Source organism: Geodermatophilus sp. SYSU D00965, from assembly GCF_054050075.1.
This window is the reverse complement of record NZ_JBJGYQ010000036.1, coordinates 1-20,708: the sequence shown is the minus strand read 5'-3', so window position 1 is coordinate 20,708 and position 20,708 is coordinate 1. Positions and strand designations below refer to the sequence as shown.

The window sequence follows — 20,708 nt, the reverse complement described above, 5'->3', positions numbered from 1 at the left end:
CTCAGCCCTTCCGGGTGTCGTTGCCGACGATCGGGTTGCGCAGCACGCCCAGTCGCTCGACCTCGACCTCGACGACGTCGCCGGGCTGCAGCAGCCACTGCGGGTCGCGGGCGTAGCCGACGCCGGACGGGGTGCCGGTGGCCAGCAGGTCGCCCGGGCGCAGGGTGAACGTCCGGGAGATCAGCGCGAGGGTGTCCCCGACGGTGTAGACCATCTCGTCGGTGCGGCCGTCCTGCACGGTCTCACCGTTGACCCGGGTCTGCACCCGCAGGCCCTCGCGCAGGTCGCCGACCTCGGCCGCCGGCACCAGCGGGCCCAGCGGGCCGGAGTTGTCGCCGTTCTTGCCCAGGATCCACTGGCTGGTGAGCTTCTGCGCCCGCCGCGAGGTGAGGTCGTTGAAGGTGGAGTAGCCGACGACGGCGGCCAGCGCCTCGTCCGGGGTGGCGTCGACCAGGGTCGAGCCCACGTAGGCGACGACCTCGCCCTCCCAGTCCAGGCCGTCCTCGTCGGAGGGCACCGGCACCGGCGCGCCGTCCACGGTCAGCGAGGCGGTCCACCGGGCGAACAGCGTCGGGTAGGGCGGGAGGTCCTGGCCGGCGAAGGAGCCCTCGGCGACGTGCTTGAGGTAGTTCAGCCCGATGCAGACCACGCGGGCGCCGGGCAGCACCGGCGGCACCCGCTCGACGTCGGCGACGGCCAGCGTCTCCCCGGCCGGCTCGCGGGAGAGGAAGCCGGCCGTGTCGGCCCAGAACTCCTCCAACGGCGCCACCACGGTCACCTGCGCGCCGTCGTCGGAGAGCGCCGCGACCTCGACCCGGCCGCCGTCCCGGCGGATGCCCACGATCCTCATGACTGGTTCCTCTCGTTCGTCAGGTGGCTCCGCAGGAACGCGAGTGTGCGGTCGAGCGCGTCCCGGGCGGCGTCGGGGGCGCCGAGCCACATGTGGTCCGCGCCGGGGGAGGTGGACAGCGTGACGTGCGCGCCCGCGTCCTGCAGCGCCGCGGCCAGCCGCTCGCTCTGCACGCAGGGGACGAAGCGGTCGGCGGTGCCGTGCAGCAGCAGGAACGGCGGCGCGGCGGGGGAGACGTGCGTGACCGGGCTGGCCTGCGCGGCGCGGTCGGGCACCGCGGCCGGGGGCGCGCCGAGCAGCTGGGCCTCGCGGGTGCTCGCGTCGGCCGGGTCGGCGCCGGTGTCGGCGGCGACCGCGGCGACGTCGCTGGGCGCGTACCAGGCCGCGACGGCGGCGACCGCGGACGACGGGCCGGTCACGCCGACGTCCCCCTCGAGCGCCGGGTCGGTGACCAGCCCGAGCAGCGCGGCCAGGTGGCCGCCCGCGGACTCGCCCCAGGCGGCGACCCGGTCGGCGTCGATGCCGAGCTCGCCGGCGCGGGCGCGCAACCAGCGGACGGCGGCCTTCGCGTCGGACAGCTGGGCCGGCCACACCGCCTCGCCGGACAGGCGGTAGTCGACGCTGGCCACGGCGATGCCGGCCTGCGCGACCTCCTGGAACAGCGACGGGCCGGGGAAGGCGGGGCCGGCCGAGCGGCGGCTGCCCAGCCGCCAGCCGCCGCCGTGCAGGAAGACGACCACCGGCGCCGGGCCGTCGCCGGCCGGCAGGTACAGGTCCAGCTCCAGCGGCCGGATCCCGGGGATCGCCGCGTACGGGACGCCGGTCAGCACCCGGGTGCCGCCGGGGCCGGGCACCGGGCGCGGGAGCGGCGCCTCGTGCGCGGGCGGCGGGAGGGGCAGGGCGGGGGTGGGCACGGCGGACTCCTCACGGAGCCGGGCGCGGTCCCGAGGGACCGCGCCCGGCGGTGGCGGGACGGGAGCGGCTCAGGAGTCCCGGCGGGCGTCGTCCCAGCGGTACTCCGGCATGAACTGCATGTTGTGCTGCTGGGCGGCGGCCTGCATCCGCGGGAAGTCCGGGATGAACGGCGGCTGCTGCGCGGTGGCGGCGTCGGTCGCGGTGCCCATGTGCTGGAAGAACCGCTCGAACCCGCCGGAGAGGACGCCCATCATCCGGGCGGCCTCCTCGATCTGGTACGCGTGCGCGAAGCCCGCCGGGACGTAGCCGAAGTCGCCCGCGGTCAGCAGCTTGGTGGTCTTGGTGCCCTCGGCGTCCTCGAAGAACAGCCGCACCTTGCCCTCGAGCACGTAGAACGTCTCGTGGGTCTCGTTGTGCGAGTGCGTCGGGATGACGTCCCCGGCCGGCGACTCGCTGACGATGACGCCGAACTGGCCCTGGGTCTCGTCGCCGGAGAGCAGCACGGTGAACAGGTCGGTGAAGAGCATCGAGTGCTCGCCCTCGCCGCGCTTGAGCACGTAGGGCTGCGGCTTGCCGGGCAGCACGCCCTTCCACTGCGGGCCCTTCGCGGGGTCGATCAGGTACTCGAAGCTCATGCGTGCTCCCGGGTCGGGTCGGCGGTGACCGTCCGAGCATCGGTGACGCCGGTCACCGGCCCCAGCGGCCTGCCATTGAGCGGCACGCCTTCACGCCGGTGCCCCGATCGAGCGACGGGCACCCAGGCTGCGGGAGATCGAGCGGGCCGCGGTGCGCACGGCGGGGGCGAGCAGCCGGGGCTCGGCGTGCTCCTGCGGCACCACCACGGACAGCGACGCCGCGATCCGGTCGTCGGCGCCGAAGACGGGCGCGGCCACGGTCACCAGCGGCTGGGGGACCCGACGGCGCAGCGTGGCCACGCCGTCCCGCCGGATGTCGGCGAGGCTCCGGCGCAGGGCCGCCGGGGACACCGGCACCCGCTCCGGCTCGTGCACCAGCGGCCGGGCCAGGTACTCCTCCTGCACCGCCGTGTCGGCGAAGGCCAGCAGCACCAGGCCCACCCCGGTGGAGTGCAGCGGGAGCCGGCCGCCGACCCGGTAGAGCACCTGCATCGCCAGGTGCGCGGAGAGCCGCTCGACCAGCAGCCCCTGCTCGCCGTCCCGGACGGCGAGCAGCACGTGCTGGCGGGTCACCTCCTCGAGGTCGCCCATGAACGGCAGCGCCACCTGCTTGAGCCCCTGCCCGCGCGGGGCCAGGGAGGCCACCTCCCACAGCCGCAGGCCGATGGTGAACCGGCCGTCGGCGCCCCGCTCGAGCGCGCCCCAGGCCTGCAGCCGGGTCGCCAGCCGCAGCGCCGAGCTGGTCGGGATGCCGCTGCGCCGGCTCAGCTCGCCGAGCGAGAGGGACCGGTGGCCGGCGTCGAACGCGGCCAGCAGCGACAGTGCCCGGTCGACGACCGGGTCGCCCTGGGGCGGGCGGTGCCCGCGCACGCGGGGCGGGGGAGGGGGAGGGGCTTCGGTCACCGGGAGGACGTCCGTTCGTAACGGTTGAGGCGCGGACCACACTCGTTTGCCATTGAGCGGCATTGTGCCTGACGGCGCTGTGACCCCCACCGCATCGTTGCCGACCAGCCGGGCGCAGCCGCCCGCACGGCCGCCGGTCGGCCGTCCACGACCCCTCGCGCGAACGAGGCTGAGGAGCCAGGACACGATGAATCGATTCACGCTGCCGCGGACCCCCCGCGGCACCGGCCGGCGGACCGCCGTCCGTCTCGGCGCCGTGGCGCTCGCCGCGGCCACCACCACCTCGCTGGCGGCCTGCGGCGGCGGGTCCGGCGGCGGGGGCGCCAGCCAGAGCGCCGCGGACACCGTGACGATCGCCTTCGACGCCGACGCCGCGCCCAACGGCTACGACCCGCTGCTGTACGGCCAGCGTCAGTTCGAGTTCTTCAGCAGCATGTACGACTCGCTGTTCGTCACCGCGGCCGACGGCACGATCACCCCGAGCCTGGCGACCGGCTTCACCACCAGCCCGGACAACCTGCAGACCACCCTCACGCTCGCCGACGGGGTCACCTTCACCGACGGGTCGACGCTGGACTCGACGCTGGTCAAGGCCAACCTCGACCGCCGCAGCGACCCCGATCTCGCCGCGTACAACACCTTCGCGGCCGGCGGCAGCACCGAGATCACCGACGTGGCCGCCCCGGACCCGCGGACCGTGGTCATCACCTGGGCCGCCCCGCAGGCCTCACCGGACAAGAACCTGGTCGACCACCTCGGCACGATCGTCGGCGCCGACGCGGTCGCCGACCCCGACTCGCTCGCCACCGCCCCGGACGGGTCCGGCCCCTACACGCTCGCGGAGCAGGGGACCACCCGCGGCAGCTCGTACACGGTGGAGAAGAACGACGAGGCGTGGAACGCCGACGCGTTCTCCTTCGACACCATCGTCTTCAAGGTCATCACCGACGACCAGGCGCTGGCCAACGCGGTGGTCTCCGGTCAGGCCGACGTGGCCCTGCAGCTCGACTCGAGCACCATCGACCTGGTCGGGTCCAAGCGCGACATCGTGAAGAGCGGCGGCACGATCGTCGGCTGGCCCGTGGTCGACAAGCTCGGCACCACGAACCCGGCGTTCGCGAAGGTCGAGGTGCGGCAGGCGCTGTCCTACGCCATCGACCGCGAGTCGCTGGTGAGCGACCTGCACCCGGGTGCCCGGGCGACCGCGCAGATGTTCCCGGAGAGCGCCACCGGCTTCGACCCGGCGATCGACGAGGAGTTCGCCTACGACCCGGCCAAGGCCAAGCAGCTGCTCGCCGACGCCGGCTACCCGGACGGGTTCTCCATGGACCTGACGGTGCTCGGTCAGCCGACCGAGGACCAGATCGCCATCCAGCAGCAGTGGCAGGAGATCGGCGTGACGGTCAACTGGGTCACCGCCACCTCCACCGACGCGGTCTTCGCCGCGGCGACCACCCAGCCGCTGCTCTTCGGCCCCTTCGCCATCGGCAGCAACCCGGCCGGCTTCGCCGCGGGCGTGCTGGTCGGCGGGTTCATGAACCTGCAGAAGGCCAGCGAGCCGGCGATCGAGTCCAACCTGGGCGCCGCGCTCGGCTCGACCGGCGCCGAGCAGGAGACCGCGCTCACCCAGCTCAACCACGCGATCAGCGAGCAGGGCTGGTACATCCCGGTCTACGAGGACTTCCTGTACCTGGGCTACAACGCCGACAAGATCGCCGAGCCCTCGTTCGCCGGCACCAGCGGGCGGCTGGACCTGACCAGCATCTCCTCCGCCAGCTGAGCACCCTCCCCTGACCGAGCCGGGGGGGGGGCGCACCCCACCCCCCCCCCCCCCCCCCCCCCCCCCCCCCCCCCCCCCCGCCCCCCCCCCCCCCCCCCCCCCCCCCCCCCCCCCCCCCCCCCCCGGCCCGGTCTCCTGACACCCCCGGAGACGAGGAACCGACATGCTCGCGTACGTCGCACGCCGGCTGGCCCTGGCGGTGGTCACCGTCCTCGCCGCCGTGCTGATCAGCTTCCTGCTGGTGCACGCCACGGACGGCAGCCCCGGCGCGATCGTGCTCGGGCCGGGGGCCACCCCGGCCGAGATCGCGGCGAAGAACGCCGAGCTCGGCTGGGACCGCCCGCTGGTCACCCAGTTCGCCGACTACCTGGGCGGCCTGGTCCGCGGCGACCTGGGCACCTCGATCATCGACAGCCGGGACATCGCCGGCGACCTGGCCGCCCGTCTGCCGGTCACCGGGTTCATCGCGCTGTTCGCCACGATCCTGTCCGGCGTCGTGGGCGTCGTCCTCGGCGTCACCGCGGCCGTCCGCGGCGGCCGGTTCAGCCGGTTCATCACCTCCAGCAGCGGGGTGGCGCTGAGCCTGCCGGCGTTCTGGGTGGGCATCCTGCTGGTCTACGTCCTGTCGATCCAGACGGGACTGCTGCCGGCCACCGGGTACGTCGGGTTCGCCGACGACCCGGCCGGCTGGTTCCAGAGCCTGCTGCTGCCGGTCCTCACCCTGACCGTCGGCGGGGCGGCGATCGTCGCCCGCACCGCCAACGCGGGCATGCGGGACGCGTTGCGGCAGGAGCACATCCGCACCCTGCGCGCCCTGGGCACGCCGGCCTGGCGGATCCGCTACGTGCACGCCCTGCGCTTCGCGAGCCTGCCGGTCGTCTCCGTGCTGGGCATCCAGTTCATCGCCCTGTTCGGCGGCTCGGTCATCATCGAGAACCTGTTTGCGCTGCCCGGCCTCGGCCAGGCGAGCCAGGCCGCGGTGTCCGCGCACGACTTCCCGGCCCTGATCGGCGTCGTCATCGTCGCGACCGTGGTCGTCGTCCTCACCAACCTGCTGCTCGACCTGGTGGTCGCGGCCCTGGACCCGAAGGTGCGTACCGCATGAGCGTCCTCCCGCTCGACGCCGCCGACGACGTCTCGACCGAGCCGGTTCCGCCGGCCCAGCGCCGCCGGGGACTGCCCGCCTCCCTGCGCCGGCCGGGCGGCTGGCTCAGCGCCGCGTGGCTGCTGCTGGTCGTCGTCCTCTCCTTCACCGCCCCGCTGTGGCGGCCCTACGACGTGGACGAGCAGGACCTCGCCAACCGGCTGGCGCTCCCCTCGGGTGCGCACTGGCTGGGCACCGACCCGCTGGGCCGCGACCTGCTCTCCCGGATCTTCACCGCCGGCGCCCAGCCGCTGCTGGCCTCCGCGGTGACCGTGCTGGTCGCCTTCGGCATCGGCATCCCGCTGGCGCTGATCGCCGCCGAGCGCGGCCGCCGGGTCGAGCAGGTGATCAGCCGCAGCACGGAGATCCTGCTGGCCCTGCCGAGCACGATCATCCTGCTGGCCGTCATCGGTGTCGTCGGCGTGAAGACCTACCTGGTCATGGCCATCCTCGGCGTGCTGATCTCGGCCGCCGTCTACCGGATCCTGCTCGGCGTCGCGCAGTCCGTGCGCCGGCGCCTCTACGTCGACGCCGCGCGGGTCAACGGCCTGGGGTCGCTGCGCGTCAACGTCGTCCACGTCCTGCCGGCGATGGCCACCGTCATCGCGGTGCAGGCCGCCCAGCTGTTCGGCATCGCGATCCTCATCCAGTCCGGCCTGGCGTTCCTCGGCTTCGGGCCGGCCGAACCCCAGCCCAGCTGGGGGATCATGATCCAGGACGCGTCCGGGCACGTGTACGACGCGCCCTGGCTGCTGGTCCCGACCGGCCTGGTGCTGGCCCTGACCGTGGTGGCGGCCAACGAGCTGGCCGACGCGATCGCCGGCAAGGCGGCCGGGGTCGAGGCCCCGGCGAGGCGGCCAGCGACGCCGGTCCGGGGGACGACGGCGGCCGCCGTCCCGGCCGATCCGGCGAACGTGCTGGAGGCCCGCGACCTGAGCATCTCCGTGGACGACGGCCCGCAGCTGGTCAGCGGGATCTCGTTCGCGCTGCGGCCCGGCACCGTGCTCGGCCTGGTCGGCGAGTCCGGCTGCGGGAAGACGATGACCGCCCGGTCGCTGATGGGTCTGCTGCCCGACGGCGTCTCGGTCTCCGGCGGCTCGATCCTGTGGCAGGGCCGGGACCTGGCCGGGCTGTCGGAGCAGGAGCTCACCGCGATCCGCGGCCGGGAGATCGCGATGATCTCCCAGGAGCCCATGGTGGCGCTGGACCCGATGTTCTCCATCGCCTACCAGCTGACCCGGCCGATCCGGCGGTTCCGCGGCGTCGGCCGGGGCGAGGCCCGCCGGATCGCCGCCGGCCTGCTGCGCGACGTCGGCATCGTCGACGCCGAGCGGGTGCTCGAGAGCCATCCGCACCAGCTGTCCGGCGGCATGGCCCAGCGGGTCTGCATCGCGCTGGCGCTGACCGGCGAGCCGGACCTGCTCATCGCCGACGAGCCCACCACCGCGCTCGACGTCACGGTGCAGGCGGAGATCCTCAGCCTGCTGCGGGCGCTGGTCCGCGACACCGGCCTGTCGGTCGTGATCGTCAGCCACGACCTGGGCGTGGTCGCCGACATCTGCGACGACGTCGCGGTGATGTACGCCGGCGCGGTCGTCGAGTCCGGCACCGCCGCCTCCGTGCTGGACGAGGCCGCCCACCCGTACACGATGGCGCTGCTCGCGGCCAACCCGCACGTGCCCGACGGGGAGCCGGTGCCCACCCGGCTGGCGTCGATCGCCGGCACCGTCCCGCCCCCCGGCTCGTGGCCGACCGGCTGCCGGTTCGCCGGCCGCTGCCGGTTCGCCGCGGAGGAGTGCACCGCGCGCTTCCCGGCGCTGCCCGCGCACGGGTCCGGGTCGGTGCTGTGCATCCGAGCCGAGGAGCTGGCCCGGGCGCGCGCCACCTGGGAGGCCGAGCCGGTCGGCGGCGAGACCCTCCCCGTGCCCGCCGTGCCCACCCGGTCCGCCCTGCCCGCCTCGAGCCCGACCGCTGGAGTGTCCCGATGACCGCCCCCGCCGCAGCTCCCGCCGCGCCGCCCGTCCGGCCGGCTCCCGCGCTCGAGGTCCGGGACCTCGTCGTCCGCTACGGCCGCGGGCGCACGGCGCGCAACGCCCCGCCGGCCGTGGACGGCGTCAGCTTCGACATCGCCCCGGGCGAGACCCTCGGCCTGGTCGGGGAGTCCGGCTCGGGCAAGTCGACGATCGGCAAGGCCGTCCTCGGCCTCCAGCCGCCGACCGCGGGGACGGTGAGGCTGCACGGGAGGGACATCACCTCGATGTCGCTCAAGCAGCGCAGCCGGCAGGTGGCCGATCTCCGGGTGGTGTTCCAGGACCCCTACTCCTCGCTCAACCCGGCCCGCACCATCGGCCAGACGCTGGTGGAGCCGCTGCGGCTGATGGGCGTCCCGGGTGCCGAGGCGCTGGCCAGGACGCGGGCGGGGCTGGAGTCGGTCGGCCTGCCCGCGGACGCCGCCGACCGCTACCCGGCGCAGTTCTCCGGCGGGCAGCGCCAGCGCATCGCGATCGCCCGGGCGCTGGTGTGCGACCCGAAGGTCGTCGTCCTGGACGAGCCGGTGTCGGCGCTGGACCTCTCGACCCAGGCGCAGGTGCTCAACCTCCTCGCCGACCTGCGCGACCAGCGGGGACTGGCCTTCCTGTTCATCGCGCACGACCTCGGGGTGGTGCGGTTCCTCTCCCAGCGCACCGTCGTGCTGTACCGCGGTCAGGTGATGGAGACCGGATCGGCCGACGCGGTGGCCCGGACCCCGCGGCACCCGTACACGGTCGCGCTGACCGCGGCCGCGCCGGTGCCGCGCCCGGCCGAGCAGGCCGCCCGTCGCGCGGCCCGCGAGGCCGCCGGCTTCGGCACCGCCGGCGCCGCGCAGGCCGCGCCGACCGGGTGCCCGTTCGTGCCACGCTGCCCGCTGTCCACCGAGCTCTGCGTGCAGCAGCGGCCGCCGCTGCGGCTGGTGGGCGACGGCCCGACGACAGCCCCGGGAGCATCGCAGCGAGGAACGAGCGAGGAGCGGACCGGGGCGTGGAGTGGGCCCATGGGACACAGCGCGACCGCCTGCCACCACGCCGAGCGCGTCCCGGCGCTGTGACCGCACCGCACTCCCTCCGGGTCGAGCACCTCGACGAGGCGCTCGGCATCCGGACGACGGCCCCGCGGCTGTCCTGGCGGCTGCCCGACGGCGCCCGCGCCCAGACCGCCCACCGGGTCACCGCGGACAACGGCTGGGACTCCGGCTGGGTCGACAGCGAGCAGAGCCTGCTGGTGCCCTACGCCGGCCCGCCGCTGGACTCGGCGCAGCGGGTGGAGTGGCGGGTGCAGGTCCGCACCGACCTCGGCGAGAGCCCGGTGTCGGACCCGGCCTGGTTCGAGACCGGGCTGCTGTGGCCCGAGGACTGGCGGGCCGAGTGGATCGAGCCCGGGGAGCAGCCGGCCGGGGCGCCGGGCGAGCGGCCCGCGGCGCTGCTCCGCCTGGAGTTCGACGTCGACCGGCCGGTGGCCGCCGCCCGGCTGCACGCCACCGCCCAGGGCCTCTACGAGGCGTTCCTCGGCACCGCGCGGGTCGGCGACGCCGAGCTGACGCCGGGCTTCACCCAGTACGACGCCCGCCTCCAGGTGCAGACCCACGACGTCACCGCGCAGGTGCGCCCGGGCCGCAACGCCCTGGCCGTGCTGCTCGCCGACGGCTGGTTCCGCGGCCAGATCGGCATCACCCGCGCCGCCGACCAGTGGGGCGACCGGCTGGCGTTCCTCGCGCAGCTGCAGCTGACCCACGACGACGGCTCGACGACGGTGGTCGGCACCGGGCCGGGGTGGCGCAGCGCGACCGGGCACGTGGTCGCCGCCGACCTCGTCGCGGGGGAGCGGTGGGACCTCCGCCGCCTGCCGCGCGGCTGGGACGCCCCGGGGTTCGACGACGCCGGCTGGGCCGCGGTCGCCGTCGTCGGGCACGGCTACGCCGGGCTGGTCGACTCCCCGGCACCGCCGGTGCGCCGGGTGGAGGAGCTCGTGCCGGTGTCGGTGACCCGGCTGCCCAGCGGCGCCCAGGTCGTCGACCTCGGGCAGAACGTCAACGGCTGGGTGCGGCTGGCCGACCTCGGGCCGGCCGGCACGACGGTCACCCTCACCCACGGCGAGTGGCTCGGCCCCGACGGCGACGTCACCACCGAGCACCTGCGCCCCGCGGTGCCGTTCCTCCCGGAGCCGCTGCCGGCCGGCCAGGTCGACGTCGTCGTCTCCGCCGGGGTCCCCGGCGAGGCGTTCGAGCCGCGCCGGACGACGCACGGCTTCCGGTACGTGCGCGTCGAGGGCTCCCCGCGCGACCTGACCCCGGACGACGTCCGCGGGGTCGTCGTGCACACCGACCTGCGCCGCACCGGCTGGTTCTCCTGCAGCGACGCCCGGCTGACCCGCCTGCACGAGGCCGCCGTGTGGAGCCTGCGCGACAACGCCTGCGACATCCCCACCGACTGCCCGCACCGGGAGCGGGCCGGCTGGACCGGCGACTGGCAGCTCTACGTGCCCACCGCCGCGTTCCTCTACGACGTCGCCGGCTTCTCGACCAAGTGGCTGCGCGACGTCGCCGCCGACCAGTGGCCCGACGGCACGGTCTCCGGCATCAGCCCCACCGCGCGGGCCGAGGGCCGGACCAGCCCGATCGCGCAGCTGAACGGCTCGGCCGGCTGGGGCGACGCGGCGGTGATCGTGCCGTGGGAGCTGTACCGGGCCTACGGCGACGTGCAGGTGCTCGAGGAGCTGTGGCCGACGATGGTGGCCTGGCTGGCGCGCACCGAGCGGATGGCCCGCGAGCAGCGCCACCCCGAGCGCGCGGCGCGCCGGCCGCAGCCGGCCGCGCACGAGCGGTACCTGTGGGACACCGGCTTCCACTGGGGCGAGTGGCTGGAGCCGGGCAGCGTCGTCGGCGACTTCGCCGCGTTCGTCGCCGCGGACGAGGGGGACGTGGCCACCGCCTACTTCGCGCACAGCGCCGGGCTGATGGCGCGCACCGCCCGCCTGCTCGGCCAGGACGACGACGCCGCGCGGTACGGCGAGCTCGCCGACGACGTCCGCGCGGCCTGGCAGGCGGAGTACCTGACCGACGGCCGGCTGCTGCGCGACACCCAGGGCGCCCACGTCCGGGCACTGGCGTTCGACCTGGTCCCGCAGGCGTCGCGGCCCGCCGTCGCCGAGCGGCTCGTCGAGCTGGTCCGGGAGGCGGACACCCACGTGGGCACCGGGTTCCTCGCCACGCCGTACCTGCTGCCGGTCCTCGCCGACGCCGGCCATCTCGACGTCGCCTACGAGCTGCTGCTCCAGGACACCGAGCCGTCGTGGCTGACCATGGTCGACCGCGGCGCGACCACGGTGTGGGAGCACTGGAACGGGGTGGACGCCGACGGCGTCCCGCACGAGTCGCTCAACCACTACTCGAAGGGCGCGGTCGTCTCGTTCCTGCACCGGTACACGGCCGGGATCGACCTGGTCGAGCCCGCCTACCGGCGCTTCCGCGTCCGCCCGCGGCCGGGCGGCGGCCTCACCTCCGCCGAGGCCGCGCACGAGTCGCCGTACGGCCGGATCGAGTCGGCCTGGCAGATCTCCGGCGGCGCGCTGTCCCTGCGCGTCGTCGTCCCCGCCGGGACCACCGCCGACGTCGTCCTGCCCGACGGCACCACGGCCACCGCCGGACCCGGCGAGCACACCTACACGAGCACCCTGGAGGACGCCCGATGACGGCCGAGACGACCGAGTGGGCCGGACCCACCCGCTTCCTCCCGCCGACCGAGCCCGCCCGCCGGCCGGACGGCTCCCTGCACCACGTCGGCGTGACCTACGCCGTCGCGTTCGGGTACCGGCCGCTGCAGCTGGACCTGTGGGTTCCCGCGACCGAGCACCCGGCGCCGCTGGTGGTCTGGATCCACGGCGGCGGTTTCATGTTCGGCGACCGGCGGCACCTGCCGGAGACGCTGCGGCCGGACCAGGTGTTCGAGGCGCTCGTCGACGCCGGCCTCGCCGTGGCCACGATCGACTACCGCCACGCGCTCGAGGCGCCCTTCCCGGCCCAGCTGCACGACGCCAAGGCGGCGGTCCGCTACCTGCGGGCGCACGCCCGCGAGCTGGGGATCTCCACCGAGCGGATCGGCGTCTGGGGGGAGTCGGCCGGCGGCCACATCGCCGCGCTGCTGGGGCTCACCGCGCACCGCCCCGACCTGGAGGGCGCGCACGGGGTCGTCGGCCCGTCGAGCGCGGTCGACGTCGTCGTCGACTGGTACGGCCCCGCGGACCTGGCCACCATGCCGCGCGCGACACCGCCGCCCGAGGTGGCCGTCAAGCTGCCCCCGGAGCTGCAGGTGCCGCCGGAGGACCAGCTGACCCGCGGGCTCGAGGGCGCGGCCCTCGCGGACGCCAGCCCGATCACCCACGTCACTGCGGACGCCCCCCCGTTCCTGCTCGTCCACGGCACCGAGGACTGGCTGGTGCCCTGCGCGCAGAGCGAGCAGCTGGCCGCCGCACTGACCGCGGCCGGTGCGCCGGTGGAGCTGGTCCCCGTGGAGGGCGCCGGGCACATCTGGCTCGGCTCCGACGAGGTCGACGCGATCGTCGAGCGCTCCGTCCGGTTCCTCGCCGATGCCTTGCTGGAGGTGCGGGCATGAGCGACGTGACCGTCGCCCCCGTCACCGTCGAGCACGTCCGCGAGGCCCTCGGCATCGGCGAGACGACGCCGCGGCTGTCCTGGGTGGTCCGCACCGACCTGCCCGACTGGCGGCAGGCCGCCTACGAGGTGGAGATCGGCGACTGGTGCTCCGGTCGCGTCGACTCCGCCGAGTCGGTGCTGCTGCCGTGGGGCGCGCCGCCGCTGGCCAGCCGGGAGCGGCGCACCGTGCGCGCCCGCGTGTGGGGCGCCGGCGACGCCGAGCCCTCGGCGTGGAGCGAGGACGTCGGCGTCGAGGCCGGACTGCTCGACCCGGCCGACTGGACGGCGCGGCTGGTGCGGCCGGTGCTGCCCGAGGACGCCGGGGAGGAGGCGGTCGCGCTGCTCCGCCGGGAGTTCCGGCTCGACCGGCCCGTCACCCGGGCCCGGCTGTACGCGACGGCGCAGGGCGTCTACGAGGCCGAGCTCAACGGGGCCGCCGTCGGCGACCTCGTGCTGGCGCCCGGCTGGACCAGCTACCGGCACCGGCTGCGCTACCACACGTACGACGTGACGGCGCTGGTCGCCGAGGGCGCCAACGCGATCGGGGTCTCGCTGGCCGAGGGCTGGTACGCCGGCTCCCTGGGCTTCACCGGCGGGCGCGCCTGGTACGGCGAGCGCACCGGCGCGTTCCTGCAGCTGGAGGTCGACCACCCCGACGGCACGCGCACCGTGGTGACCACCGACGGCGCCTGGCGCTCGACGACCGACGGGCCCACCGTCCGCTCCGGCCTGTACTCCGGCGAGACGGTCGACTTCCGCCGCGACCTGCCCGGCTGGTCGGCGCCCGGGTTCGACGACGCCGGCTGGACGCCGGTGGAGGTCGCCGACCTCGACCCCGTGACGCTGGTCGCGCCGACCGGCCCGCCGGTGCGCCGCACGCAGACTCTCCCCGTGCAGGCGGTCACCACGTCGCCGTCCGGGCGGACGCTGGTCGACTTCGGGCAGAACCTGGTCGGCCGGATCCGCTTCTCGCTGCCCGACGCCCCGGCCGGCACGCAGATCACCGTGCGGCACGCCGAGGTGCTGGAGCAGGGCGAGCTGGGCACCCGGCCGCTGCGCGCGGCGCGGGCCACCGACGTCGTCGTCCTCGACGGGAACGGGCCGCGCACCTGGGAGCCGCGGTCCACCTTCCACGGCTTCCGCTACGCCGAGGTCACCGGCTGGCCGGGCGAGCTGTGCGCGGAGGACCTCGAGGCGGTCGTCGTCCACACCGACCTGCGCCGCACCGGCACGTTCACCTGCTCCGACCCCGACGTCGAGCGGTTGCACGAGAACGTCGTCTGGGGGATGCGCGGCAACTTCCTCGACGTGCCGACCGACTGCCCGCAGCGCGACGAGCGGCTGGGCTGGACCGGCGACCTGCAGGTGTTCGCGCCGACCGCGTCCTTCCTCCACGACACCACCGGGATGCTGCGCTCCTGGCTGGCCGACCTCGCCGCCGAGCAGCGCGAGCTCGGCGGGGTGGTGCCGATGTACGTGCCGTTCCTCCCGCTGCTGCCGTTCCCGCAGCAGGCCGAGACCGGCTGGGGCGACGCGGCCGTGGTCGTGCCGTGGGTGCTCCACCAGCGCACGGGGGACGCCGGGCTGCTCGCCGACCAGTGGGACTCGATGGTGGCCTGGGTCGACGCCTTCACCGCCCGCGCCGGAGCGGACCTGGACTTCCCGGGCGGCGGCTTCTCCTTCGGCGACTGGCTCGACACCTGCGCGCCGCCGGAGAACCCGGCCGCGGCCCGCACCCCCTGGCAGTGCGTGGCCACCGCCTACCTCGCCCGCTCGGCGCGCACCGTCGCGCAGGCGGCGGAGGTGCTCGGCCGTGACGGGAGCCGGTTCGCCGACCTGGCGCGGCGCGCCACCGAGCGGTTCCGGACCGAGTACGTGACGCCGACCGGGCGGGTCGCCTTCCCCTCCCAGACCGCGTACGCGCTGGCGCTGGAGTTCGACCTGCTGGAGCCGGCGCAGCGGGCGCACGCCGGCCGGCTGCTCGCCGAGCAGGTGCGCAGCGACGGCTTCCACATCGCCAGCGGTTTCCTCGGGACGCCGCTGGTGTGTGACGCGCTCACCAACGCCGGGGAGCTGGCCACCGCCTACGAGCTGCTGCTCCAGCGGGAGAGCCCGTCGTGGCTGTACGCCGTGACCATGGGGGCGACGACGATCTGGGAGCGCTGGGACTCGATGCTCCCGGACGGGACGATCAACCCCGGCGACATGACGTCGTTCAACCACTACGCGTTCGGCGCGGTCGCCGACTGGCTGCACCGCACGGTCGCCGGACTCGCCCCGGCCGCGCCGGGCTACCGGCGGCTGCGGGTCGCCCCCCGACCCGGCCCCGGACTCACCTCGGCCGGCGCGACCCACGAGACGCCGTACGGCACCGCCGGGGTGTCCTGGACGCTCACCGGCGGGACGGCGTTCACCCTCGAGGTGACCGTGCCGGCGAACACGACCGCCGAGGTGGTGCTGCCCGACGGCAGCGCGCCGGTGGAGGTCGGCTCGGGCCGGCACGCCTTCGCCTGCGAGATCGACGAGCCGCGCCCGGTGGGGAAGCCCGCGCTGTTCTTCGACCCCGACGCCCACTCGTGACCGCTCGCCGTCCCGTCGTCCCCGGGTTCCACCCGGACCCCAGCGTCGTCCGGGTCGGGGACAGCTACTGGATGGTGCACTCGAGCTTCGAGTACGCCCCCGGCGTCCCGCTGTTCCGCTCGGCCGACCTGGTCGCGTGGGAGCAGGTCGGGCACGTGCTGGCCCGGCCGGACCGGCTCGACGTGTCGGCCGCGCCGGGCTCGGGCGGCATCACCGCGCCCACGCTGCGCTGGCACGACGGCCGGTTCTGGCTGGTCACCACCAACCTCGCCGACGGCGGCTGGCAGCTGCTCAGCTCCGCCGAGGACCCGCTGGGGGAGTGGTCGGACCCGGTCCGGATGCCCGGCGTGCGCGGCATCGACCCCGACCTCGCCTGGGACGACGACGGCACGCTGCTGGTGAGCTACGCCGGGTTCGGCGCGGGCGGGCCGGCCGGGCTGGTGCAGCAGGCGGTGGACCCGGCCACCGGCGTCGCGCTCACCGAGCGGCGCCGGCTGTGGCAGGGCACCGGCGGCAAGTTCCCCGAGGGCCCGCACCTGTACCGGGTGGGCGACCTCTGGTACCTGCTCATCGCCGAGGGCGGCACCGAGCGCGGGCACGCGGTCACCGTCGCCCGCGGTCCCTCGCCGTCCGGGCCGTGGGAGCCGTGCCCGGCCAACCCGCTGCTGACCGCGCGAGGCACCGACTCGCCGGTGCAGAACACCGGGCACGCCGACCTGGTCGAGCGGCCCGACGGCAGCTGGGCGATCGTCTTCCACGGCGTGCGGCCCCGTGGCGCCAGCCCGGAGTTCCACGTGCTCGGCCGGGAGACGTTCGCCGCCGAGGTGGAGTGGGTCGACGGCTGGCCGCGGTTGGGCCGGTGGCTGACCCCGCCCGCCGAGCCGGTGCGCGTCGAGGAGCTGGCCGGACCGGTGCTGCCGGTCTCGTGGGTGGCGCCGCGCCGGTTCCCCGGCGACCTGCTGACGCCGGTCGAGGGCGGGTGGCGCCTGGCCGCCCGTGACCCGGACCCCGCGTCGGAGGACCTCGCCTTCGCCGGCCGCCGGCAGGAGCACCTGTCCGCCCGGTTCCGGGCGACCGTGCGGGTGGACGGCGCGGGCGGCCTGTCGCTGCGCATCGACGCCCGCCACCACCTCGACCTGGAGGTGGACGGCGACCGCGTGCGGGCGGTGGCCCAGGTCGGCCCGCTGCGGTCGGTGCTGGGCGAGGCCGCCGTCGTGGGCGAGGTCGTGCTGGAGATCCGGACGCTGCCCGGCGAGGGGCACTTCTCCTCGACCGCGCTGGCGCCCGACGTCCTGGTGGCGGGGCTGGTCGGCCAGGACGGCGGGTTCGCCGAGCTGAGCCGGCTGGACGGCCGGTACGTCTCGACCGAGGTCGCCGGCGGCATGACCGGCCGGCTGGGCGGTCTGTGGTGCGCCCGCGGCGAGCTGGTGGTGCGCTCGTTCTCGTACGCCGGCAGCGACGACCCCCGGGAGGTCCCGTGACGTCCGACCCCTCCCTCGACGCGCTCCCGCTCGAGGAGAAGGCCGCGCTGCTCTCCGGCCGCGACTTCTGGACGACGAAGCCGGTCGGGGACACCCCGTCGGTGGTGCTCACCGACGGGCCGCACGGCGTCCGCCGCCAGCAGGGCGACTTCGCCACGATGGGCATCCACTCGAACGTCCCGGCCACCTGCTTCCCGCCCGCGGTCGCAGTCGCCGCCAGCTGGGACCCGTCGGTGGCCGAGCGCGTCGGGCGGGCGGTCGGCCGCGAGGCGCGGGCGCTCGGGGTGCACGTCGTCCTCGGGCCGGGGGTGAACATCAAGCGGTCGCCGCTGTGCGGGCGCAACTTCGAGTACTACTCCGAGGACCCGCTGCTGGCCGGGGTGCTCGGGGCGGCGCACGTGCGGGGCCAGGAGGCCGAGGGCGTCGGCGCGTCGGTCAAGCACTTCGCGGCCAACAACCAGGAGACCGACCGCATGCAGGTCAGTGCGGACGTCGACGAGCGCACCCTCCGCGAGATCTACCTGCCGGCCTTCGAGCGGGTCGTGACCGAGGCGCGGCCGGCGACGGTCATGTGCGCCTACAACAAGGTCAACGGCGTCTACGCGTCGCAGCACCGGGAGCTGCTCACCGAGGTGCTCCGCGACGAGTGGGGCTTCGAGGGCGTCGTCGTCTCCGACTGGGGCGCGGTCGACGACCGGGTCGCCGCGCTCGCAGCGGGGCTGGACCTGCAGATGCCCGGTGACCGCGGTGCCGGCGACCGGCGGGTGGTCGAGGCCGTGCGCGCCGGTGCGCTCGACGAGGCGTTCGTCGACGCGAGCGCGGGCCGAGTCGCCGCCCTGGCCCGCTACGCCGGCGAGCCGACCGGGGGCTTCGATGCCGACGCCCACCACGCGCTGGCCCGCGAGCTGGCCGCCGAGTGCGCCGTCCTGCTGCGCAACGAGCACGCGACGCTGCCGCTGTCGGCCGGGGCGCGGATCGCCGTCGTCGGCGAGTTCGCCCGCAGCCCGCGTTTCCAGGGCGGCGGCAGCTCGAACGTCGACCCCACCCGCGTGGATGCCGCGCTCGACGCGGTGCGGGCGCTCGCGCCGTCGGTGGCGTTCGCGCCCGGCTTCTCCCTCGACGGCTCCGGGGACGCCGCCGCGCTGCGCGAGGAGGCGGTCGGGGTGGCCCGCGCCGCCGACGTCGCCGTCGTCTTCGCCGGGCTGGGGGAGGCCGAGGAGTGCGAGGGCTTCGACCGCGAGCACCTCGACCTGCCCGCCGTCCAGGTGGAGCTGATCCGCGCGGTCGCGGCGGTGGCGCCGCGCACCGTCGTCGTGCTCTCCCACGGCGGGGTGGTGTCGCTGGAGGGCTGGCACGACGACGTCGACGCGGTCCTCGACGGCGCCCTGCTCGGGCAGGCCGGCGGCGGCGCGCTGGCCGACCTGCTGTTCGGCGTCGTCGCCCCGTCCGGGCACCTCGCCGAGACCATCCCGCTGCGGCTGGAGGACGTCCCGAGCTTCCTCGCCTTCCCCGGCGAGCAGGGACACGTCCGCTACGCGGAGGGGGTGATGGTCGGCTACCGGGGGTTCGCGACGCTGGGCCGGCCGGTGCGCTACCCGTTCGGGCACGGGCTGACCTACACGACCGTCGAGACGACGGACCTGCAGGTGGTCGCCACCGGCGACGACTCGGCCACGGTGTCGGTGACGGTGGCCAACACCGGCGGGCGCGCCGGCAAGCACCTGGTGCAGGTCTACGTGGCGACGACGGCCGGGCCGGTCCGCCGTCCGGCGCGGGAGCTGCGCGCGTTCACCAAGGTCGCGCTGGCGGCCGGGGAGAGCCGGACCGTGCGGCTCGAGCTGGACCGCCGGGCGTTCGCCTACTGGGACGTGCGCGAGGGCGGCTGGGTCGTCGCGCCGGGCGAGTACGCGGTGCAGGTCGGGGCCAGCGCGCTCGACGTGGTGGCCGAGGCGGTCCTGACGCTGGCCGGCGACGACCTCGTCCCGGTGCTCACCCTCGACTCCGCCCTCGGCGAGTGGGTGGCCCACCCGGTGGTCGGGGCGGCGCTGGTCGAGGGCTTCGCCGCGTGGCTGCCGGACCTGCCGCCGCCGTCCACCGAGGCCGGGCTCGGCATGCTGCGGATGGTCGCCTCGATGCCGATGCGCCGGTTCGTCGCCGACCTGGGGGCGTCGATCCCGGCCGGTGAGCTGGACCGGCTGCTCGAGCGGGCCGCCGCGGCGCGGGTGGGCTGACCGTGCGCTACGTGGCCCTGGGCAGCTCGTTCGCGGCCGGTCCGGGCATCGAGCCGGTGCTGGACCCCGGCTGCGGGCGCTCGGGCGCCAACTACCCGCACCTGGTCGCCGAGCGGCTCGGCCTGGACCTCGTGGACGTCTCCTGCGGGGGTGCCACCCTCGCCTCCGTCGTCCGGACGCCGCAGGTGCTCCTCGGCGGGGCCACCGTGCCGCCGCAGATCGACGCCGTCGACGAGCGGGCCGACCTGGTCACGGTCACCGCCGGCGGCAACGACGTCGAGTACCTGCTGACGATGCTGCGCTGCTCGTACCGGGTGGCGCCCTCGGCCGCGCCCGCCTCGGCCCGGGCGTTCTTCGGCGCGCCGGTGGACCGGGCCGCCGTCGAGCGGGCGCTGGGCGGGCTGGCGGTGGAGCTGACCGCGGCCGTGGGAGCGGTGCGGGAGCGCGCGCCCCGCGCCCGCGTGGTGCTCGTCGACTACCTCACCGTGCTGCCGCCGTCCGGCGGCGGGTGCCCGGCCCTGCCCATGGACGACGGCGACCTCGCGCTCTGCCGCGGGATCGCCGAGCAGCTGGAGGCGGCCACCGCGACCGCCGCCCGGGCGTCCGGCGCCGACCTCGTGCGCGCGTCGGCGGCCAGCCGCGACCACTCGGTCTGCTCGACCGATCCCTGGGTCACCGGCTGGGAGTTCGGCGACGTGGCGGCCGGCGGCGTCGTGCCGTACCACCCGAACGCCGCCGGGATGCGCGCCGTCGCCGACCTGCTGACCGACCACCTGCGGCGCGTCTGACCCCCGTCCGCCACCGGGGCGGACTTCCTCGACGGACCGCGACGCGTACGGCACAGTGGGCGCGCGAGCAGCGCAGGCCTGACCCCAGGAGTGGGGATGGGCACCCTCGACCGCGGTCCCTGGGGGACGGCTCACCGCGACGCACCCCCGGGGCGGACTTCCTCGGTCAGCAGTCCAGCGCGGGGAACGACGCCGGCCTGGAGCTGGCGCTGCCGCGGTTGATCCGCTGGTTGGGCCGGCGCCGCACCGGCCGCGGGAAGCCGGCCACCAGCGAGGAGTAGCGCTCGACGGGTCGGCGTGCCCTTTCCGGTCTTGTCGGTGGTGCTGCTGCGGCGGCGTGTCGAGCACCGGTCAAGCCCCATGCGGTATCTGTGAACAGCGGTCTGACCTGGGGATTCATTCTGCGGCGGGGTCCTTGCGGCGGTAGACTTCGAACACTTGATCGAACCGCTGGGGAGGTGTCGTGGACGAGCTGACCGCAGCCCTCGACGCCCTGGGCGGGGAGGAGCTGGCGCCGTTGTTCGGGCCGGCGCTGCTGGTCCGGCTGCGCGGGCTGCTGGCCGCGCAGAACCGGCTCGCCGCCGAGGTCGCGCGCACGGTGGCCGAGTGCGAGGGCACCGGCGCGGCGGAGTTCGACGGGCTCAAGAGCATGGCGTCGTGGCTGCGCGGGCACGGGCACCTGTCGGTGGCCGAGGCCGGCCGGGTGGTCCGCGCCG

General features: G+C 75.7%; 14 protein-coding genes and 1 pseudogene. 11 read left to right on the top strand and 4 right to left on the bottom strand.

Features of this window, described 5'->3' with window-relative positions; translation table 11 throughout:
* Position 1: 1 nt before the first annotated feature.
* The 4 genes from ACI789_RS23435 to ACI789_RS23420 all read right to left on the bottom strand — a co-directional run bounded on the left by ACI789_RS23435 (position 2) and on the right by ACI789_RS23420 (position 3,270).
* The gene (locus ACI789_RS23435) at positions 2-850 is read right to left on the bottom strand and encodes a fumarylacetoacetate hydrolase family protein (protein WP_457011956.1); all 849 of its coding nucleotides are present in this window, start codon (positions 848-850) and stop codon (positions 2-4) included.
* Positions 847-1,764: an alpha/beta hydrolase fold domain-containing protein gene (locus tag ACI789_RS23430; protein WP_457011954.1), complete on the bottom strand. Its 918-nt coding sequence runs from the start codon at positions 1,762-1,764 to the stop codon at positions 847-849. Before ACI789_RS23430 ends, ACI789_RS23435 begins: the two co-directional genes overlap by 4 nt.
* 69 nt (positions 1,765-1,833) lie before the next feature.
* Positions 1,834-2,400 (bottom strand): quercetin 2,3-dioxygenase, encoded by a 567-nt coding sequence (locus tag ACI789_RS23425; protein ID WP_457011952.1) that lies wholly within the window; start codon positions 2,398-2,400, stop codon positions 1,834-1,836.
* 90 nt (positions 2,401-2,490) lie between these two features.
* Entirely contained in the window at positions 2,491-3,270 is a 780-nt protein-coding gene (locus ACI789_RS23420; protein ID WP_457011950.1) for an IclR family transcriptional regulator, read from the bottom strand.
* A gap of 220 nt (positions 3,271-3,490) precedes the next feature.
* Here ACI789_RS23420 and ACI789_RS23415 point away from each other — a divergent pair, with 220 nt between their 5' ends.
* From ACI789_RS23415 to ACI789_RS23365, 11 genes and pseudogenes are all read left to right on the top strand, one after another.
* Positions 3,491-5,083 carry an ABC transporter substrate-binding protein gene (locus ACI789_RS23415; protein ID WP_457011948.1) on the top strand — a complete coding sequence of 531 codons (1,593 nt, stop codon included), beginning with the start codon at positions 3,491-3,493 and terminating at the stop codon, positions 5,081-5,083.
* Between the two features lie 163 nt (positions 5,084-5,246).
* The gene (locus ACI789_RS23410) at positions 5,247-6,188 is read left to right on the top strand and encodes an ABC transporter permease (protein WP_457011947.1); all 942 of its coding nucleotides are present in this window, start codon (positions 5,247-5,249) and stop codon (positions 6,186-6,188) included.
* Complete coding sequence (locus tag ACI789_RS23405; RefSeq protein ID WP_457011946.1) at positions 6,185-8,215, top strand: dipeptide/oligopeptide/nickel ABC transporter permease/ATP-binding protein; 2,031 nt, start codon at positions 6,185-6,187, stop codon at positions 8,213-8,215. Before ACI789_RS23410 ends, ACI789_RS23405 begins: the two co-directional genes overlap by 4 nt.
* Positions 8,212-9,312, top strand: coding sequence for an oligopeptide/dipeptide ABC transporter ATP-binding protein (locus tag ACI789_RS23400; protein ID WP_457011945.1), 1,101 nt, complete (start codon positions 8,212-8,214; stop codon positions 9,310-9,312). Before ACI789_RS23405 ends, ACI789_RS23400 begins: the two co-directional genes overlap by 4 nt.
* Positions 9,309-11,951, top strand: a complete 2,643-nt coding sequence (locus ACI789_RS23395) for a family 78 glycoside hydrolase catalytic domain (RefSeq protein ID WP_457011943.1) — start codon at positions 9,309-9,311, stop codon at positions 11,949-11,951. The genes ACI789_RS23400 and ACI789_RS23395 overlap by 4 nt, the downstream gene beginning before the upstream one ends.
* On the top strand, positions 11,948-12,871 hold the full coding sequence (locus ACI789_RS23390) for an alpha/beta hydrolase fold domain-containing protein (protein ID WP_457011942.1): 924 nt from the start codon (positions 11,948-11,950) through the stop codon (positions 12,869-12,871). Before ACI789_RS23395 ends, ACI789_RS23390 begins: the two co-directional genes overlap by 4 nt.
* Positions 12,868-15,492 carry a family 78 glycoside hydrolase catalytic domain gene (locus ACI789_RS23385; protein ID WP_457011940.1) on the top strand — a complete coding sequence of 875 codons (2,625 nt, stop codon included), beginning with the start codon at positions 12,868-12,870 and terminating at the stop codon, positions 15,490-15,492. The genes ACI789_RS23390 and ACI789_RS23385 overlap by 4 nt, the downstream gene beginning before the upstream one ends.
* On the top strand, positions 15,489-16,973 hold the full coding sequence (locus ACI789_RS23380) for a family 43 glycosylhydrolase (protein ID WP_457011939.1): 1,485 nt from the start codon (positions 15,489-15,491) through the stop codon (positions 16,971-16,973). Before ACI789_RS23385 ends, ACI789_RS23380 begins: the two co-directional genes overlap by 4 nt.
* Positions 16,970-19,204, top strand: a complete 2,235-nt coding sequence (locus tag ACI789_RS23375) for a glycoside hydrolase family 3 C-terminal domain-containing protein (RefSeq protein WP_457011938.1) — start codon at positions 16,970-16,972, stop codon at positions 19,202-19,204. The genes ACI789_RS23380 and ACI789_RS23375 overlap by 4 nt, the downstream gene beginning before the upstream one ends.
* A gap of 2 nt (positions 19,205-19,206) precedes the next feature.
* On the top strand, positions 19,207-19,992 hold the full coding sequence (locus tag ACI789_RS23370) for an SGNH/GDSL hydrolase family protein (protein WP_457011937.1): 786 nt from the start codon (positions 19,207-19,209) through the stop codon (positions 19,990-19,992).
* Positions 19,993-20,455: 463 nt separating this feature from the next.
* Positions 20,456-20,708, top strand: a pseudogene (locus ACI789_RS23365) (endonuclease); the annotation flags it as partial.

Bases quoted from the DNA above. Each gene is read 5' to 3' on its own strand.
- ACI789_RS23425 (WP_457011952.1), bottom strand. From the start codon at position 2,400: ATGAGCTTCGAGTACCTGATCGACCCCGCGAAGGGCCCGCAGTGGAAG.
- ACI789_RS23390 (WP_457011942.1), top strand. From the start codon at position 11,948: ATGACGGCCGAGACGACCGAGTGGGCCGGACCCACCCGCTTCCTCCCG.
- ACI789_RS23400 (WP_457011945.1), top strand. From the start codon at position 8,212: ATGACCGCCCCCGCCGCAGCTCCCGCCGCGCCGCCCGTCCGGCCGGCT.
- ACI789_RS23410 (WP_457011947.1), top strand. From the start codon at position 5,247: ATGCTCGCGTACGTCGCACGCCGGCTGGCCCTGGCGGTGGTCACCGTC.
- ACI789_RS23405 (WP_457011946.1), top strand. From the start codon at position 6,185: ATGAGCGTCCTCCCGCTCGACGCCGCCGACGACGTCTCGACCGAGCCG.
- ACI789_RS23385 (WP_457011940.1), top strand. From the start codon at position 12,868: ATGAGCGACGTGACCGTCGCCCCCGTCACCGTCGAGCACGTCCGCGAG.
- ACI789_RS23415 (WP_457011948.1), top strand. From the start codon at position 3,491: ATGAATCGATTCACGCTGCCGCGGACCCCCCGCGGCACCGGCCGGCGG.
- ACI789_RS23435 (WP_457011956.1), bottom strand. From the start codon at position 850: ATGAGGATCGTGGGCATCCGCCGGGACGGCGGCCGGGTCGAGGTCGCG.